General features: G+C 57.4%; 20 protein-coding genes. 17 read left to right on the top strand and 3 right to left on the bottom strand.

Annotation, left to right across the window (positions count from 1 at the left end):
* Positions 1–275 precede the first annotated feature (275 nt).
* The 3 genes from QJ036_RS06290 to QJ036_RS06300 all read right to left on the bottom strand — a co-directional run bounded on the left by QJ036_RS06290 (position 276) and on the right by QJ036_RS06300 (position 2,100).
* Complete coding sequence (locus QJ036_RS06290; RefSeq protein ID WP_070470188.1) at positions 276–659, bottom strand: thioredoxin family protein; 384 nt, start codon at positions 657–659, stop codon at positions 276–278.
* A gap of 31 nt (positions 660–690) precedes the next feature.
* The gene (locus QJ036_RS06295; protein WP_070470191.1) at positions 691–1,704 is read right to left on the bottom strand and encodes a permease; all 1,014 of its coding nucleotides are present in this window, start codon (positions 1,702–1,704) and stop codon (positions 691–693) included.
* Between the two features lie 81 nt (positions 1,705–1,785).
* Complete coding sequence (locus QJ036_RS06300) at positions 1,786–2,100, bottom strand: ArsR/SmtB family transcription factor (protein ID WP_070470194.1); 315 nt, start codon at positions 2,098–2,100, stop codon at positions 1,786–1,788.
* A 169-nt stretch (positions 2,101–2,269) separates the two neighbouring features.
* On the opposite strand from QJ036_RS06300, the gene QJ036_RS06305 reads away from it, so the two are divergent.
* From QJ036_RS06305 to QJ036_RS06385, 17 genes are all read left to right on the top strand, one after another.
* Complete coding sequence (locus QJ036_RS06305) at positions 2,270–2,623, top strand: helix-turn-helix transcriptional regulator (protein ID WP_070470197.1); 354 nt, start codon at positions 2,270–2,272, stop codon at positions 2,621–2,623.
* Between the two features lie 340 nt (positions 2,624–2,963).
* Positions 2,964–4,472, top strand: a complete 1,509-nt coding sequence (locus QJ036_RS06310) for a ParB/RepB/Spo0J family partition protein (RefSeq protein ID WP_283230599.1) — start codon at positions 2,964–2,966, stop codon at positions 4,470–4,472.
* Between the two features lie 320 nt (positions 4,473–4,792).
* The gene (locus tag QJ036_RS06315) at positions 4,793–5,134 is read left to right on the top strand and encodes a DUF7768 domain-containing protein (RefSeq protein ID WP_016316827.1); all 342 of its coding nucleotides are present in this window, start codon (positions 4,793–4,795) and stop codon (positions 5,132–5,134) included.
* A 1-nt stretch (position 5,135) separates the two neighbouring features.
* Entirely contained in the window at positions 5,136–5,843 is a 708-nt protein-coding gene (locus QJ036_RS06320) for an antirestriction protein ArdA (protein ID WP_283230600.1), read from the top strand.
* A gap of 65 nt (positions 5,844–5,908) precedes the next feature.
* Entirely contained in the window at positions 5,909–6,385 is a 477-nt protein-coding gene (locus tag QJ036_RS06325; protein WP_334305448.1) for a PcfB family protein, read from the top strand.
* Positions 6,372–8,213: a VirD4-like conjugal transfer protein, CD1115 family gene (locus QJ036_RS06330; RefSeq protein ID WP_283230601.1), complete on the top strand. Its 1,842-nt coding sequence runs from the start codon at positions 6,372–6,374 to the stop codon at positions 8,211–8,213. The genes QJ036_RS06325 and QJ036_RS06330 overlap by 14 nt, the downstream gene beginning before the upstream one ends.
* 93 nt (positions 8,214–8,306) lie before the next feature.
* A complete protein-coding gene (locus tag QJ036_RS06335) occupies positions 8,307–8,519 on the top strand; it encodes a Maff2 family mobile element protein (protein ID WP_016316823.1) in 213 nt (70 codons plus the stop codon).
* A 12-nt stretch (positions 8,520–8,531) separates the two neighbouring features.
* Positions 8,532–9,398, top strand: a complete 867-nt coding sequence (locus tag QJ036_RS06340; RefSeq protein ID WP_283230602.1) for a VirB6/TrbL-like conjugal transfer protein, CD1112 family — start codon at positions 8,532–8,534, stop codon at positions 9,396–9,398.
* 89 nt (positions 9,399–9,487) lie between these two features.
* A complete protein-coding gene (locus QJ036_RS06345; RefSeq protein ID WP_283230603.1) occupies positions 9,488–10,225 on the top strand; it encodes a septation protein SpoVG family protein in 738 nt (245 codons plus the stop codon).
* Positions 10,215–11,009 (top strand): DNA-methyltransferase, encoded by a 795-nt coding sequence (locus QJ036_RS06350; RefSeq protein WP_283230604.1) that lies wholly within the window; start codon positions 10,215–10,217, stop codon positions 11,007–11,009. Before QJ036_RS06345 ends, QJ036_RS06350 begins: the two co-directional genes overlap by 11 nt.
* Before the next feature lie 2 nt (positions 11,010–11,011).
* Positions 11,012–11,575 carry an MT-A70 family methyltransferase gene (locus tag QJ036_RS06355; RefSeq protein ID WP_331487505.1) on the top strand — a complete coding sequence of 188 codons (564 nt, stop codon included), beginning with the start codon at positions 11,012–11,014 and terminating at the stop codon, positions 11,573–11,575.
* Positions 11,576–11,577: 2 nt separating this feature from the next.
* Positions 11,578–11,958 carry a PrgI family protein gene (locus tag QJ036_RS06360; protein WP_283230606.1) on the top strand — a complete coding sequence of 127 codons (381 nt, stop codon included), beginning with the start codon at positions 11,578–11,580 and terminating at the stop codon, positions 11,956–11,958.
* Entirely contained in the window at positions 11,927–14,269 is a 2,343-nt protein-coding gene (locus QJ036_RS06365) for a VirB4-like conjugal transfer ATPase, CD1110 family (RefSeq protein WP_283230607.1), read from the top strand. The genes QJ036_RS06360 and QJ036_RS06365 overlap by 32 nt, the downstream gene beginning before the upstream one ends.
* Entirely contained in the window at positions 14,250–15,983 is a 1,734-nt protein-coding gene (locus QJ036_RS06370) for a C40 family peptidase (protein ID WP_283230608.1), read from the top strand. Before QJ036_RS06365 ends, QJ036_RS06370 begins: the two co-directional genes overlap by 20 nt.
* Before the next feature lie 14 nt (positions 15,984–15,997).
* The gene (locus QJ036_RS06375; RefSeq protein WP_044919934.1) at positions 15,998–16,255 is read left to right on the top strand and encodes a DUF4315 family protein; all 258 of its coding nucleotides are present in this window, start codon (positions 15,998–16,000) and stop codon (positions 16,253–16,255) included.
* A complete protein-coding gene (locus tag QJ036_RS06380; protein ID WP_283230609.1) occupies positions 16,252–16,935 on the top strand; it encodes a CD1107 family mobile element protein in 684 nt (227 codons plus the stop codon). The genes QJ036_RS06375 and QJ036_RS06380 overlap by 4 nt, the downstream gene beginning before the upstream one ends.
* 169 nt (positions 16,936–17,104) lie before the next feature.
* Positions 17,105–17,464 (top strand): cysteine-rich VLP protein, encoded by a 360-nt coding sequence (locus QJ036_RS06385; RefSeq protein WP_283230610.1) that lies wholly within the window; start codon positions 17,105–17,107, stop codon positions 17,462–17,464.
* The last annotated feature ends 10 nt before the right edge of the window (positions 17,465–17,474 follow it).

Below are 17,474 nucleotides of genomic sequence, written 5' to 3' on the forward strand. Positions count from 1 at the left end.
ATTTTTTATACCAAAAGATGCAGACTTGCTCAGAAATAGAAAAATTCATACAAAGAAACGCCAAAACCGACATTTGCCGGAGTTGGCGCTTCTTAATCAGGGACTTATTTTACAGCCCCTTTATTTTTACTGTGACACAAAAAGAAAACGGCGGTTTTGAGTAAATATTTCAAAACCGCCGTTTTATCTGCCTACATTCGGCAGTTTTGTTGTTTTACATAGCATTAAATCGCTATTTGAATTATTGATAATAAGGCGTAAATTTGATATTAAATTTATTTTTCGGAAACGATTTTTTGTAACAGTTTTTGCACGTTTTCTGTTTTCAGCACTTTCCCCGTAGATACTACTTTGTTGTTGACAACAAGAGCAGGTACACTCATAACGCCATATTCCATAACCTTTTTCAAGTCCGTAATATATTCTACTTCTACGGAAATCCCCATTGCTTTAACGGCGGATTGTGTGTTCTCATAAAGAGCATGACAACACCCTGAACCTAATACCTTGATACAGCAAATTCTGCCTTGTATGTCTTGACAACAGTTATTCAAATTTTCCGGTTCAACTGTTTCAGACACGGAACAGTTACCATTGCAAGTACAAACAGGAGCGTTTATTTCTTTTTCTTTCTTCTTTCCAAAACCAAATAATGTCATAATAATTACCTCCAAAAAATTTTATATTCGCTTATATTAACAAGTAAGAAATTGCATTGAAAAAATAGCCTATAAGAATAATTCCTATGGTACAAATTGCAATGAAGATACCGAGCAACTTCGGCTTAACTGCCTTTCGCAACATGATTACGGACGGGAGCGAAAGCGTGGTAACGCCCATCATAAAGGACAGGACAACGCCAAGCTGTGCGCCCTTTGCAAGTAGGGCTTCTGCAATCGGAATTGTGCCGAAAATATCCGCATACATGGGAACGCCCGCAATCGTCGCAAGGATTACGCCAAAGGGATTACCCGTACCAAGCACTTTGACAATAAAATCTTCGGGTATCCAATCATGGATAAATGCACCGATACCTACGCCAATCAGTACATAGGGGGCAACCTTTTTTGCTGTTGCTAAAACCTGCTCCCATGCGTATTTGATACGGTCTTTGAAGTGTAGTTCTTCCTGCGGAACATCAAGACTGTTTCCACCCCTTATAAAATCCTCAACGTAGCTTTCAAGATGTAGTTTTTCAATCAATGTACCACCTGCAACGGCTATCACAAGCCCAAGCACGACATAAGCAACGGCTATCTTCCACCCAAATATACTCATTAGCAGAACAAGCGAACCGAGGTCAACCATTGGAGAAGAAATCAGGAAAGAAAAAGTAACTCCAAGCGGCAGACCTGCACTTGTAAAACCGATAAACAGAGGAATGGAAGAACAAGAACAAAAAGGCGTTACCGTACCAAGGAGCGCAGAAATTATATTTGCGCCGATACCATGAAACCTTCCAAGAATTTTCTTTGTCCGTTCCGGCGGGAAATAGCTTTGAATATATGAAATAATTAAAATCAGAACCCCTAACAACACCATGATTTTGATTGTGTCGTAAACAAAAAATTGAATACTACCACCGATTTTGCTCGTTGCGTCTAATCCGCAAGCGTTAATTAAATTACCTATTAGACGATTAAGCCATGCCATACCTAAAACTTCATTTTGAAAGAAGTTCCAACCTGTTTTTAGCATATCCATAAATAGCCTCCTTGAAATAGAAATATTGAAATTTGTCTATATGTTGATGTTTTGATAAGTCGTGCGGAAAAGTAAGTAAACTTACCTATCACAACACGACTTATTTTCAAATGCTGCACTTGTAATCATAAGCGCTTGTAGACAATCTATTGCATACTGCACGCCATTCTCTGAAATAGAGTAGTGCATCCATTTCCCCTCTTTGCGTCCTATCACTATACCAGAATCACAAAGTATTTTCATGTGGTGGGAAAGCGTTGGTTGCGTAATGTGCATATCATCTAATAGTACACAAGCACACTTCTCTCCTGTAAGCAATAGTTTCAAAATTTTAACACGGTTTTCATCACAAAATGCTTTGAAAATCGTTGGTATTTTTTTTTCATCAAGTTCCATAATCTCACCTCCTGTTGACGTGCTTCTATAAACTATTATATACACAAATTGAAATTTGTCAATATGTTTTTATCCGGCAATAATATGAATTAATTTGGCTAATAGTAGGTACTGTGTAAGCATATCCAAGCAAAGAAAGGAACAGTAAAATGTAGTTGGGTGAATTATTATGGCAAAAAGACCAGTACCTTTGTATGACTTTGCAGCTTTCGGGCAAGCCATAAAAGCAGCGCGGACAGGCAGAAATGAAAGCCGCAAGAAAGTAAGCGACGAAATGAACATTTCCCCTCGCTACCTTGCGAATATTGAAAACAAAGGGCAACAGCCAAGCCTGCAAATCTTTTATGAGCTTGTAACCCGTTATGACATATCCGTAGACCAATTCTTTTTCCCGGATAAGACAGCGGAAAAATCGACGCAAAGGCGGCAGCTCGACACGCTGCTTGACAGCATGAGCGATAAGGGCATACGGATTGTTACCGCAACAGCGAAAGAAATTGCAGAAGTCGAAAACGAAAACTGAATAGGCTTAGGAAGCGTTGTAATCTTTTTGAGATTGCAGCGTTTTTCTTTTGCGTAAGTTTGGCAAAACGGGGCTTTCCGTTGTAGTAGGGAATAAGGAAAAACTTTCATAGCAAGCATATGAATGTCTCCTATTAGGAACACTGTAATATCAAGGCTTTTCGGAGCCTACACCCACAAAAAAATTTAATCAGAGCTATCACATTACGCAAAAAGCCGTCCGGCATGAAAAAACGGGCGGCTTTTTTGCGTGGATAGCCGGGAGGGAGGCGAAAAAATAGTAACAAACTTTTAGCGCAAGATTTGTGCAACATTCACGAAATTAAAAAAGGAGGTAACGAATGGCAGACGAAAAACTGAACACAGGCCAGGAAGAAAATCCCCAGCCCAGCTTGTTCGATGCTGGCCCCGAGGGTGCTCCTGCCCAGGACGCTCCCGCGCCGGAGCCCCCGGCCCCGGAGAACACTCCCGAGCAGGCCGCCGGGGACGCGCCCGCCCAGGATGCCCCCGCCGGGGCCCCCGGCGAGGTGAATGTCTCCGCTGACCAGATCGAAAAGCTGATGGCGGAGCGCCGGGCGGCGGAACGTGCGGAGGTGGAAAAGAACGAGCCGCCCGAACCGGAACAGCCGCCCACCCCGGCCCCGGAGGAAAAGGCCGCTGAGAAAAAGGGGCCCGCCAAAGAGGGCAAGACCGCCGGGGAAAAAGCGCCCGAGCCGGAAAAGCCCAAAGTCAAGCGGGGCCGCAAGCCCAAGGAAGAAAAGGCGGGGCCCGGCGAACCGGGAGGGACGGGGGCCCGCCGTGGCCGCCCGGCCAAGGCTGACAAGGCGGCCACGGACAAGCCCCCGTCCCCACCTCGAGACAAAATGTTCCAAGGCAAGGGCGGAAAGGCCGCAACGGTAAAGGGCACGGAAGAGGCCCCCGCCGCTCCCCCGCCTGCGCCGGAAGTGCCGCCCCAGCCCCGTGACGCGACCCGCGCCGAAAAGGAAGAGATTGTATATCTCAACCTTTCGGAGCTGTTCCCGTTCAAAGACCATCCCTTTGGGGTGCGGGACGATGCGGAAATGAAAGGGCTTGTGGAGTCCGTCAAGGACAACGGCGTACACCAGCCCGCGCTGGTGCGCCCCCGCGAGGGCGGCGGCTATGAAATCATCGCGGGCCACCGCCGCCAGCGGGCCAGTGAGCTGGCCGGGTTCGCAAATATGCCCTGTATCGTCCGCAACATGACGGATGACGAGGCCATCCTCGCTATGACGGACGACAACCTGCGCCACCGGGAAAAGATTTTGCCGATGGAAAAGGCGCAGTCGCTGAAGATGCAGGTGGAGGCCATCAGCCACCAGGGGGCAAAGCTGGAGGGCGTGGCCGCCGGGGACGTGGGAAAACGCTCCACGGAAATCGTGGGGGAACGCAACGGCATGAACTACAAGCAGGTGCAGCGGTATATCCGGCTGACCGAGCTCGTGCCGGAGCTCCAGTCTATGGTGAACGAGAAAAAGCTGTCTTTCACCCCCGCCGTGGAAATCTCGTTCATCAAGCCCAAGAACCAGAGGTTCATCGCCGTTTCCATTGAGGGCGAGCAGGCGTCCCCCTCGCTCTCCCAGGCCCAGGAGCTCCGCAAGCTGGACAAGGACGGGAAACTGAACGGCGATGTGATTGACGGCATTTTGAGCCGTGAGAAAAAGGAGGTAGACAAGGTGATTATTTCCGCCGCTGAACTGAACAAGTATTTCGGCAAGGACGCCACGCCCCGGGAGATGAAAGACCAGATTATGTCCCTGCTGGATGCGTGGAAAGAGAAACAGCCCCCGGAGCGCACCGCGCCGGAGAAAAAGACCAGCCGGGAAAAGTAAGCCTTGAGACATTTTGTCCCAAGGCTCTTTCTTTTTCCCGCGCCCCTCCCCCGCGCCTTGCATGGCGTTCTTTTAGAGAGGGGCTCTGGTGGTATATCCCCCGTCGCCGCCTACTACTGAGCACAGCCGGGAGCGGGCAGTCAAGGGGCGGAACGCCCGCCGCTTGCGGCGGCTTGCCCTTGACGGCCCGCCCCGGCTGTGCCACCCCTCCCGGCGCGGCGGGGGATATATCCTCCAGAGCCGCCCCCTTTCCCATGAATGGGAAAGGGCGGGGGGATAGGGTTGAACGACAACTATCAAAATATCGGAGGTAAACGACTATGAAACGACCCCTTGCTTACATCACCGCCGCTTGGTATGGCGGCGACACGGAAAATGCGGAGCTGGCCGCGCAGTACTGCCGGGCGGTCTATGATGCGGGCTTTGCCCCTATCTGCCCGGCGCTGTTCCTGCCCCTTTTCCTCAATGACGCGGTTCCCGAGGAGCACAAGAGCAGCATCGACATTGGCCGCGACCTGCTCCGCCGCTCCCGGGTGCTGGTGGTGTGCGGGCATACCGTCACCGAGTCCATGAAGAACGACATCGCCGTGGCCCAGCGGCTGGGCATCACCGCCACCACCCTTGAGGGCATCCTGACCGTCAAGGGCCAGGGCCGCCGCTGACGTGGCCGCGCTGTTCGAGGCGCACGTTGCCAACCTCGGGAAATACAACGAGGGAGTGCTGGCCGGGGAGCCGCTTTCGTTCCCCGCCAGCCCCCAGGCAGTGCAGGCGCTCCTAAAGGAGATTGGCGTGGACGGCATACGCTACGAGGAAATTTTCATCGCCAGCTATGACTTCGGCGGCATCCTCCCGGAGCTTTCGGGCTGTCTCGGGGAATATGAAAGTCTGGACGAGCTGAACCATCTGGCCTGCCTGCTCTCGGAAATGGCCCCGGACGATTTTGAGAAATTCGGCGCGGCCCTCAGCATGGGGACACATACCTCCGGCTTGGCGGACATTATCAACCTTGCGGAAAATCTGGATTGCTTTGAATTTTACCCGGATATTGAAAGTGAGGACGATTTGGGCCGCTGCTATGCGGAGGATTTGGCGATACCCGCCGAGCTGAAAGACTATGTTGACTATGAGGCATACGGGCGGGACGTTTCCATCAACGAGGACGGCCACTTTTCCAGCGGAGGCTATATCGTGCGGACTGATGACCTCAAAGAAATCTACCACGGGATAGAGGACATCCCCAAGGAGCACAAGGTTTTTGCCCTCCCTCAGCTTTCCATCCGGGAGCAGATGGCCGCCTATAAGGAAGTGATTGACCGCTTTCCCTCTGCGGCTGACCGGGGCCGCCCGGAGCCGGGCCGGGAGGGGCGGTGACTTCGAGACATTTTGTCCCAAAGGCCGGAGGGCCTATCCACCATGAAAGGAGGCGGTTTTGATTGATTGACGAGGATGTTTCCCGGCGCACCATCGCGCTGTCCATACGGACGGGAAAGCTGACGGCCCGGGGGCTGGCCTATGTGCTCCGGGCGGCTGGCCGGAAGATACAAAAGGAACGCCGGGCCCACCAGACGCCCCACGGCAGGCAGTCCGTGAAAAAGCTGATGGCCCACGGCGCGGCCACCAACAGCATCGAGCTCACCGGGGCCCCGAAAGAGTTTGACCGGGTGGCCCGGAAGTGGAATGTAGATTATGCCTTTTACAAGACCGGGCCGGACAAGTACCTGCTGTTCTTCAAGAGCGGGCAGGCGGACGCTATCACCGCTTGTTTCGGGGAGTATTCCCGCCGGGTGCTGAACAAGGCCAAAACTGACCGCGTACCCATCCGGGAACAGCTCAGACGGGCCGCCGCCGAGATACTGCATAACCCCGCCCACAAGAAAGAACGTATAAAGGAGGCCGCCCATGAGGACAGATAAGCTGAAAAAGTACCTATTGCCGAACCTGCCCTATCTGTTCATCGGCTGGGCCTGCCTAAAGGTGGGGACGGCCTACCGTCTGGCGGCGGGGGCGGATTTGGCCCACAAGCTGGTGGGGATGGTGGCGGCCCTCGGCCCGGCCTTTGCCGACTTCGCGCCGGGGCTCAATCCCTTTGACTGGCTGGCGGGCATCGTGGGGGCCGTTGCAATCCGGCTGATAATCTACCAGAAAAGCAAAAAAGCCCAAAAGTATCGCCGGGACGAGGAGTATGGTTCCGCCCGCTGGGGGACGGAAAAGGACATCAAGCCTTTTACCGACCCTAAGTTTGAGAACAATATCATTCTGACCGGGACGGAATTTCTCACCACCAACACCCGGCCCGCCGTCCCCGCCAACGCCCGGAATTTGAATTGCTGTGTGGTCGGTTCCTCCGGCTCCGGCAAGACCCGGTTCTGGCTCACGCCCCAGCTTTTGCAGGCCCATTCCTCCTATGTGGTGGTAGACCCCAAGGGCGGGGTGCTGGAGCAGGCGGGGTATTTCCTGCAAAAGAAAAAGGGCTATAAAATCAAGGTTTTCAACAGCATTGATTTTTCCCGCTCCATGCACTATAACCCGCTGGCCTATATCCGCAACGAGGCCGACATCCTGAAATTCGTCAACACCTTGATTGCCAACACCAAAGGCGAGGGCAAGGAGGGAGATCCGTTCTGGACAAAATCAGAAACGCTCCTATACTGCGCTCTTATCGCCTATATCATTTTCGAGGGCCCGGACGAGGACAAGAACATGAACACCCTCGTTGACATGATTTCCGGCATGGAGGTCAAGGAGGACGATGACGATTTTATGAACGCGGTGGACTATATGTTCGCCGGGCTGGAAAAGCGCAAGCCGGATTGTTTCGCGGTCAAGCAGTACAAAAAGTACAAGCTGGCCAGCGGCAAGACCGCCCGCTCCATACTTATTTCATGCGGCGCAAGGCTGGCCCCCTTTGACATCCCCCAGCTCCGGGAGATTATGAGCTATGACGAGATGGAGCTTGACAAAATGGGGGACAGACGGACGGCGGCGTTCTTCATCATCAGCGATACCGACACGACCTATAACTTCATCGTGGCCCTTGCCTTTTCGCAGATGTTCAACCTGCTTTGTGAAAGGGCGGACAACGTACACGGGGGCCGCCTGCCCCATCATGTGCGGGTGCTGTGGGACGAGGCCGCCAACACCGGGCAGGTGCCGAACCTCGAAAAGCTGGTGGCGGTCATCCGCTCCCGGGAGGTGAGCCTGACGCTGTTCTACCAGCAGTTAGCCCAATGTAAGGCCATCTACGACAAGAACGCCGAGACGATACTCGGCAACATGGACAGCGTGGTATTCCTCGGGGGCCGGGAGGCCAGCACCATCAAGGAAATTTCCGAGAACTGGCTGGGGAAAGCGACCATCTCCATGCAGACCGAGGGCCGCTCCCGTGGGCAGTCTGAAAGCTACAACCAGAACACCCAGCGGCTGGGCCGGGAGCTTATGACCCCCGCCGAGCTTGCCACCATGCCCGGCGACAGGTGCATCCTGCAACTGCGGGGCCTGCCGCCGTTCTATTCCAAAAAGTACGACTTGAAACTGCATCCAAACTACCGATACACGGCGGAGGCGGATAAAAAGAAGAACGCCTTTTCGCTGGAGCGGCTTATCGACCGCCGCATGAAAACGCTCAACCCCAATGAGCAGTACACCGTGTACGAGGCGGCTGTGCCGGACGAAACGCCCATAGACGAGGACGAGGACATCCTCAACTATGACGATTTGGACGACCCGGACGCTTTTGTATAAACTTTGGGACAAAACGTCCCAAAGCGTCACCTGCCGCTGAATATGGCGGCTTTTTTGTGCCCGGGGATAATCCCCGGAGAAATGGAGGACTATATGGCATTTTTCGCATCCGCTATCACCACTTTGCAGACCCTCGTTATCGCGCTGGGCGCGGGCCTCGGCGTTTGGGGCGTTGTCAACCTGCTGGAGGGCTACGGCTCGGACAACCCCGGTTCCAAGAGCCAGGGCATGAAACAGCTTATGGCGGGCGGCGGCATCATCGTCATCGGCACGACCCTTATCCCCTTGCTGTCGGGCCTGTTTTAAGGGCGGCGGCTTATGGACTTTCTCACCGACTGGCTCACGGACTGGCTGAAAGAGCTGCTGATTGGCGGCATCATGGGGAACCTTGAGGGGCTCTTTGATACCGTCAATGCCCAGGTCGGAGAGATTGCGGCGCAGGTGGGAACCACCCCGGCGGCATGGAACGCCGGGGTGTTCTCCCTTATCCGCCAGCTTTCCGAGACGGTGATTTTACCCATCGCCGGGCTGGTGCTGACCTTTGTGGCTACCTATGAGCTTATCCAGATGCTCCTTGAAAAGAACAATATGCACGAGGTTGACGTGGCGAACCTCTACAAATGGATGTTCAAGACCGCGTGCGCTGTGCTGATACTTTCCAACACGTTCAATATCGTGATGGCCGTCTTTGATGTGTCGCAGAACGTGATTTCCCGCTCTGCCGGGCTTATCCGGGGCTCCACGGCGGTTTCGCCGGATATGCTGAATAACCTCCAGACCACGCTGGAGGGGATGGACTTGGGCCCCCTTTTGGGGCTGTGGCTCCAGTCCTCGGTCATCGGGCTCACCATGCAGGCGCTGGGCATCATCATCTTCGTGCTGGTGTACGGCAGGATGATTGAGATATACCTGCTGACCAGCCTTGCGCCCATCCCCGTGGCGACCCTCTCCAACCGGGAGGTGGGCGGCATGGGCCAGAACTACCTAAAATCCCTTTTCGCCGTGGGCTTTCAAGGGATGCTGATTTTAGTCTGTGTCGGCATCTATGCGGTGCTGGTGCAGGGCATCGCCGCCGGGGGCGACCCAATCGGCGCGATATGGGGAACCGTGGGCTATACGGTGCTCCTTTGTTTCATGCTGTTCAAGACCGGGACAATCGCCCGCAGCATCTTCGGGGCCCACTGATTTAGCGGCACTTCGGGACAATCTGTCCCAAAGGCCCGGAGAGGAGGTGCGCTGTGCCGAGGCGGTACAAGTTAGGCCCGGAGGGTGAGATGCGCCGGGCATGGGGCGGCAAGCTCCCGGAGGAATTTAGCCAGCGGGATATGCTGGCGTTCATGGCGGATACGGACTTGCTTTTGGGCGGGAGCGTATCTGCTGAAACCCTGTCCGCGATACACGCGGCAGGCTACGACTATACGGGCGGGGCGGTCATCCCCCGCCCCGGAAAGGAGGAACAGGATTTGAATGAAGATGTATTATTGACCCCGGAGCAGATTGCCGCCGAGGAGCGCCGCTGGCTGTTGGAGGCTCCGATTGCGGAGCTTGCGGAAGTTAAGGGCGTTACCATTGACGAGGCGGTGAAGATGCGGGTGGATGCTGCTTTGCAGGAGGCCACTATCCCCATTGAGGTGACGGTGCGGCCTATTGAGCCGCAGAATAAGCTGATAGGCTTTGCCAGCGTCAACTTCGGCGGCGTGGTGGTGGACGACTTCAAGGTGGTGAACGGGCAGAACGGCGTCTTTTTGGGCGCTCCCTCAAAACCCGACCCCACCAGCAGGTCGGGCTACCGGGCCACGGTGCGTATCAACGACCGGGCCACCCAGGAGCGGCTGAACGCGGCGGGGGTGCAGGCTTACAACATGGCGGTGGAGAAACTGCTGGCCCGGGCCGAGGCGGTGCGCCCCGCGCCTATCCGGGAGCAAATGGATAAGGCGGGAAAGGAGGCCGCGCAGAAAAATGCCGCCCGCTCCGCCCCGGCAAAGGGAAAGGAGGGGCGGGATGGCAGATAGCCCGGCTTTGGGACAGAATGTCCCAAACCTCAGACCGGAACCCTCCGGGCTCTACCTTATGGACGGCATCGCGGGCCTGCGCTCCCTCCCGGAGCACTCGGTCGATATGCTCCTGACCGACCCGCCCTATGGCACGACCCGCAACTATTGGGACGTGCCCTTGCCGCTCCCGGAGCTGTGGGAGGCGGTGCGCTGGGCCGTCAAGCCCTCCGGGGCGGTGCTGTTCTTCGCACAGTGCCCCTATGACAAGGTGCTGGGCGCGTCCAACCTCCCCATGCTCCGCTATGAATGGGTGTGGTACAAGAGCCGGTGTACGGGATTTCTGAACGCCCGCCGCGCCCCGCTGAAAAAGACGGAGAACATCTTGGTGTTCTATCAAAAGCTCCCCCTCTACAACCCGCAGTTTGAACAGGGCAAGCCCTATAAGAAAATCGCATCCCACCGCGACCAGAGCCCCAACTATGGGAAGTTCGTCCGCTCCGGCAGCGGCTCGGAGGACGGGCGGCGGTTCCCGGGGAACCTGCTTTCATTCCAGACCGTGGCCCATACCGTCCACCCCACCCAAAAACCCGTGGAGCTGTGCGAGTACCTTATCAAGACCTACACCGCCCCCGGCGAGGTGGTGGCGGACATCTGCGCGGGCTCCGGCACGACTGCGGTGGCCGCCGTCAATACGGGCCGGGAATTTATCTGTTTCGAGACGGCCCCGGCCTTTTACGGCCCGGCCACGGAGCGCATCATGCAGGCGCGGGCGGCGGTGGCCGCTGGCGGAAAGGGGGTGTGACTATCGGTAAATACAGCGTGATATACGCCGACCCGCCGTGGCGGTACGCCCAAAAGGGCTTACAGGGCGCGGCGGAGCGGCACTACCCCACAATGGGGATTGAGGAATTATGCTCGTTGCCCGTGGCGGATTTGGCGGCCCCGGACAGCGTTCTTTTTCTGTGGGCCACGTTCCCCCAGCTCCCGGAGGCCCTGCGGCTTATCAAGGCGTGGGGCTTTCAGTATAAGTCCGTGGGCTTTGTCTGGCTGAAAAAGAACAAAAAGGCGGATAGCTGGTTCTACGGGCTGGGCTTTTGGACGCGGGCCAACGCGGAGGTGTGCCTGCTGGCGACCCGGGGGCATCCCCGGCGCAAGGCCCCCAACGTCCACCAGTTCATCATCTCCCCTATCGAGGGCCACAGCAAAAAGCCGGACGAGGCCCGGGAGAAAATCGTGGCCCTTATGGGGGACGTGCCCCGCGTGGAGCTGTTCGCCCGCCAGACGGCCCCCGGCTGGGACGTGTGGGGGAACGAGGTGGAACCTACGGCGGGACTTCGGGACATTTTGTCCCAAAGGAAAGGAGGCTAAAAATGCCCTATGTGAATGTACCTAACGACCTATCGAAAATCAAGACAAAAATCGCTTTCAACCTCACGAAACGCCAGCTTGTGTGTTTCGGCGGCGCGGCCCTTGTGGGAGTCCCCTCCTACCTGCTGGCCCGGAACGGGCTGGGGAACACGGCGGCGCTGTTCCTGATGCTGGGCATCATGCTCCCGGCGTTTCTGCTGGCGATGTACGAGAAAGACGGCCTGCCGCTGGAAAAGGTGGTGAAGAACATCATCCGGGCCAAGTACCTGCGGCCCGGCGTGAGGCCCTACAAGACCGGGAACATCTACGCGCCCTTTACCGGGCAGGACGGGGCGGGAAAGGAGGCAGTGAATGGAAAACCGAAAAAACAGGCGCGGCAATAGGGCGGCCCTCTCCGCCCAGCAGTCCATCCCCTATGTGGCGATGCACCCGGACGGCGTGTGCCAGCTCCCCGGCGGGCTCTACACAAAGACCGTGGAATATGAGGACATCAACTATTCCGTAGCATCCACCGAGGATCAGTCCGCGATTTTCAGCGGCTGGAGCGCGTTCCTCAACTACTTCGACAGCGCCCTCCCCGTCCAGCTCTCCTTTATCAACCGCCGCTCCCACTCCACCAGCCGCTATGAGGTGAACATCCCCGCCCAGGCGGACGATTTTGACAGCATCCGGGGCGAGTTCGTGGGGATGCTCAAACGGCAGATTGCCCGCTCCAACAACGGCATTGAACGCTCCAAATATATCACCTTTGGCGTGCCCGCCGGGGGGATTGCCGAGGCCCGGCCCCGGCTTGACCGGGTGGAGGCGGACGTGATGGGGAACCTCCACCGGCTGGGCGTTCCCTCGTCCTCTCTGGACGGGCGGGAGCGGCTGGCCCTCTTACACGGCCAGATGCACCCCGGGCGGCGGGAGCCGTTCCGCTTTAGCTGGGCGGATATTTCCAAGACGGGTATGGGGACAAAGGACTTCATCACCCCCAGCGGCGGCTTTGACTTTAGGGGCTCCCGGTTCTTCCGTGTGGGCGGCTTTTGGGGCGCGGCGTCCTATCTCCAGATTTTGGCGTCCGAGCTCTCCGACCGCCTTTTGCGGGAAATTCTGGAGCTGGACGCGGAGCTCACCGTCACCATGCACATCCAGACCGTTGACCAGTTAAAGGCGATAAAGACCATCAAGGGAAAAATCTCGGACATCGACAAGATGAAAGTGGAGGAGCAGAAAAAGGCCGTCCGCGCCGGGTATGACATGGATATACTTCCCCCCGACCTTATCACCTTTTCCAAGGACGCGGCGGAGCTGTTGGGGGATTTGCAGTCCCGGAATGAGCGGATGTTCCTTTTGACGTTCACCGTCATCAACCTCGCCCCCACCCGCCAGCGGCTGGAGAATGACGTGTTCACCGTCTCCGGCATCGCGCAGAAATACAACTGCGCCTTAAAGCGGCTGGACTGGCAGCAGGAACAGGGCTTTATGTCCTCGCTGGCCCTCGGCTACAATGACGTGCAGATACAGCGGGGCATGACCACAAGCTCCACCGCGATTTTCATTCCCTTTATGACCCGGGAGCTCCGCATGGGCGGGCAGGCCCTCTACTACGGCATGAACGCCCTTTCCCACAATGTCATCATGGCTGACCGGAAAAAGCTGAAATCCGCGAATGGGATGTACCTCGGCTCTACGGGCTCCGGCAAGAGCTTTGCCGCCAAGCGGGAATTGATAAACGTCTTTCTTGCCACCCAAGACCGCATCGTTATCGTTGACCCGATGGGGGAATATTCCCCGCTGGTGCGGCGGCTGGGCGGGCAGGTGATAGAGATTGCCCCGGACAGCCCCCACCACATCAACCCGATGGATATTGAAATGGGCATGAATGACGAGGACAGCCCCCTTTCCATGAAAGCGGATTTTCTTCTTTCGCTGTGTGAGCTGGTGGTGGGCGGCAAGGACGGACTGCAACCCATAGAGAAAACCGTCATCGACCGCTGTGTGCGGCTGGTGTACCGGGAGCTTGCGCTGGGGCTGGAGGGCGCAAAAATGCCTTTGCTCCAGGATTTGTACGAGGAGCTCTTGAAACAGCCGGAGCCGGAGGCAAAGCGCGTGGCGACCGCCCTTGAGCTCTACTGTACGGGCTCCCTCAATCTTTTCAACCGCCCGACCAACGTGGACTTGAGCTCCCGGGTGGTGTGCATCGTCTTAAAAGGGCTGGGGGAGAACCTCCGCAAGATTGCGATGCACGTCACCAACGAGTTTGTCACTTCGGCGGTGAATACCAACTACCAGAACGGCGCGGCGACATGGTGCTACTTTGACGAGTTCCACATCCTGTTGCGCGACCCACTGACCGCCAGCTACTTTGTGGCGGTGTGGAAGATGCTCCGCAAAAAGGGCTGTGTGCCCTCGGCCCTCACGCAGAACGTGAAAGACCTTTTGGCCAGCCGGGAGATTGAGAACATACTGGATAACACCGACTTCCTCGTTTTGCTCTCCCAGGCCCAAAGCGACCGGGCCATCATCGCAAAACAGCTCGGCATTTCCGAGCATCAGCTTTCCTATATCACCCACAGCAATTCCGGCGAGGGCCTGCTGTTCTATGGGAATGTGACGATACCCTTTGTTGACCGTTTCCCCAAGGGTGAGATTTACAACCTGCTCACCACCCGCCCGGAGGACATAGCCAATGACCAGAGGAACGAATAGCGCCGGGCCCGCCGGGGACAAGGGCACTTCGGGACAAAATGTCCCAAAGCCCCCGAAAGGCTTGAAAAACAAAAAATCCAAGTTCCGCATGGAAAGCGAACAGGAAAAAATCAGCAAATCCAAGCTCCGCATGGAGACGCGGGAGGACAAGCTGAACCGGGCCCGGAAAAAGCTGGAGGGCAAAAAGCCGCCCAAGCCCAGGGGCCCGGTGCGCCGGGCGCTGGGGGCCGCCGGGTGGAGCGCCCACGGCTTTGTGCATGGCAAGATTTACGAGGTGGAGCATGAAAACGTGGGAACCGAGGGGGCCCACCGCTCCGAGCTGGTGGGCGAGGCCGTCCTCCGGCAGGGGACGCGGTACGCAAGAAAGCGCATCCGGGAGCACCCGGCCCGGGCCGTCCATAAGGCGGAGGCGCAGTACATCAAGGCCCGGGCGGACTACCAGTTCCGGGTGGCCGCCCAGGAGAACCCGGAGCTTGCAAGGAATGTTGTCACCCGCTACTGGCACAAGCAAAAGCTGAAAAAGCAGTACGCCAAACAAGCGCGGCAGGCGGCGAAACAGACCGCCAGACAAGGGGCAAAGGCTGCCGAAAAGACCGCCGCCGCCACGGAAAAGCTGGCGGAGCGGGCCGTGGGCTTTGTGAAACGGCATCCCGTGGGGGTGCTTATCGCGCTGGCCTGCGCGGTGCTCGTCCTCTCCCTCCAGTCCTGCGCGTCCTCCCTCGTCTCTCTGGGGAACGCCGCCGCAGGCGCGGTGGGGGCCACCACCTACCCCGCCGAGGACGGGGATATGCGGGGGGCCGAGTCCGCCTACTGTTCGCTGGAGGCGGAGCTCCAGCATTATCTGGATACCTACGAAAGCACCCACGATTATGACGAGTACCATTACGATTTGGACGCCATCGAACACGACCCCTATGTGCTGGTTTCCATTCTGAGCGCATGGCATGAGGGGGAGTGGACGCTGGCACAGGCCCAGCCTACGTTGCAGATGCTCTTTGACCGCCAGTACACGCTGACCGAGAACGTGGTGCATGAGGTGCGCTACCGGACGGAAACAAGGACGGGGACGCGAACCGTCACCGACCCCGTGACCGGGGAGAGCTCCACCGAGGACTATGAATACACGGTGCAGGTGCCCTACGATTACTACATCTGCTATGTGACGCTGGATAACTTTAACCTATCCCATCTCCCCGTCTACATCATGGGGGAGGACAAGGTTTCCCGGTACTCCCTCTACATGGCTACGCTGGGGAACCGCCCCGACCTCTTTCCCGGCTCGTCCTATGTGGGCAGGTACACCAACCCGCCCACGGACTATGACGTGCCGGAGGCGTATCTGTCCGATGAAACATTCGCGGCGATGCTCTCCGAGGCGGAGAAATACCTCGGCTATCCCTATGTATGGGGCGGGAGCTCCCCGGCCACGTCCTTTGACTGCTCCGGCTTTGTGAGCTGGGTAGTCAACCATTCCGGCTGGAACGTGGGGCGGCTGGGGGCCCAGGGGCTTTACAACATCTGCACCCGGACAGGCTCGCCCCGGCCCGGCGACCTTGTTTTCTTCAAGGGAACCTATGACACGCCGGGCGTCTCCCACTGTGGCATCTATGTGGGGGACGGGATGATGATACACTGTGGCGACCCTATCAGCTACGCCAACCTAAACAGCAGCTACTGGCAGGCGCACTTCTACGCCTACGGGCGTTTACCATGAAAAGGAGGTTTTCAATGGCAATCAGCAAAAGCGCAAAAATCATGGCCGAGATGGAAAAGGTCAAGGCCAAAATCAGCGACCAGCAGGCCCGGCTGAAAGAGCTGGAACAGAAACACAAGGAGGCCGAGAACGAGGAGATCGTGGACATCGTGCGGGGCATGAGCATTTCCCTTGAGGAGCTCCCTCTGGTGCTCCAGCGCATCAAGGCCGGGGACGCTTTGGGACAAAATGTCCCGAAGTCCGCCGGGCCGGAAAAGGAGGACGCGGAATGAAAAGGAAAAAATATCGTGTAGTGGCGGCGGCTCTGTGCGCCGCTTTTTTGATGTGCGGCATCACCACCACGGCCTACGCCGGGGGCGGCGAGGAATGGGAGGACGGTACGGGCGGTACATCGTGGGAGGGGCTTGACCCGGTGGAGCCCACCGAGCCCCCGGCCACCCCGGAGCCGGAGCCCAACCCGTTCACCCCGGACGGCCAGGGGACGATGGTGGATAACGCCACCGACCAGGACGGCAAGGAATTTTTCACCATCATGGCGGCGGACGAGTCCGTGTTCTATCTGGTGATTGACCGCCAGCGGGAGACGGAGAACGTGTATTTCTTAAACGCCGTCACCGTGGCCGACCTGATGGCCCTTGCGGAGCCCTCCCCGGAGGCCGTACCCGAACCGCTCCCGGAGCCGGAGCCCGAACCTACCACCGAGCCGGAGGAACCCGAGCCCGAGCCGGAAAAATCCGGCGGGGCGGGGACGCTCTTGTTAGTGCTGGCGGTGCTGGCCCTCGGCGGCGGGGCCGGGTGGTACTTCAAGATTTACCGCCCGAAACAGCAGGCCGCCGCGCCCGGCGAGGACTTTGACGAGGCGGAGGAATACGGCGAGGACTATGGCGGCGGTGAATATGACGACCTCCCCCCGTGGGATGAGGACGGGGAAGAAACGGAGGGCGGCGAATGAATTTCACAGCGAACCCTTTGGAACGGGAAATGAAACGCCGTCCCCGCCCCCAGCCCCCGCGCCCGGATAAGCCCCCCGAGGGCTCCCGGTGCTGTGGCTGTCCCTACTGGCGGGGCATCCCCTGCGGCTCCTGCTTTCAGTCCCTTTTGAGCAGGCCGGGCGGGAGGTGATGCTTTTGCGCGAGCTGACCCGTGAGGAAAAGGCGGCCATCCGCTCCCTTGTCACAAAATGGTGCGCCAACTATGACCGGGAAATGGGATGCTTGCCTTTGGACTGTGAGTGCTATATGCTGGGGAAGTGCTGGACGGGGGCCTATTGCAGATACTTCCGGGAGGCGGTGCTCCCCTTAAATCCGGCGCTGGAGGCCGCGCTGACGGACGGCCCGGCCCCCGACCTGCGGCCCTGTGCCGTCTGCGGGCGGCTCTTTGCGCCGGAGGGGAAAAAGGCGTTCTGTTCGGCGGCCTGCGCCGAAAATGCGCGGCGGAAACGCCAGCGCGACTATATGCGGAAAAGGCGGCTGGACTGTTAGCTTTTGCCGC

Origin of the sequence: Fusibacillus kribbianus (assembly GCF_030053595.1) — a bacterium.
GTDB lineage: Bacteria > Bacillota > Clostridia > Lachnospirales > Lachnospiraceae > Lientehia > Lientehia kribbiana.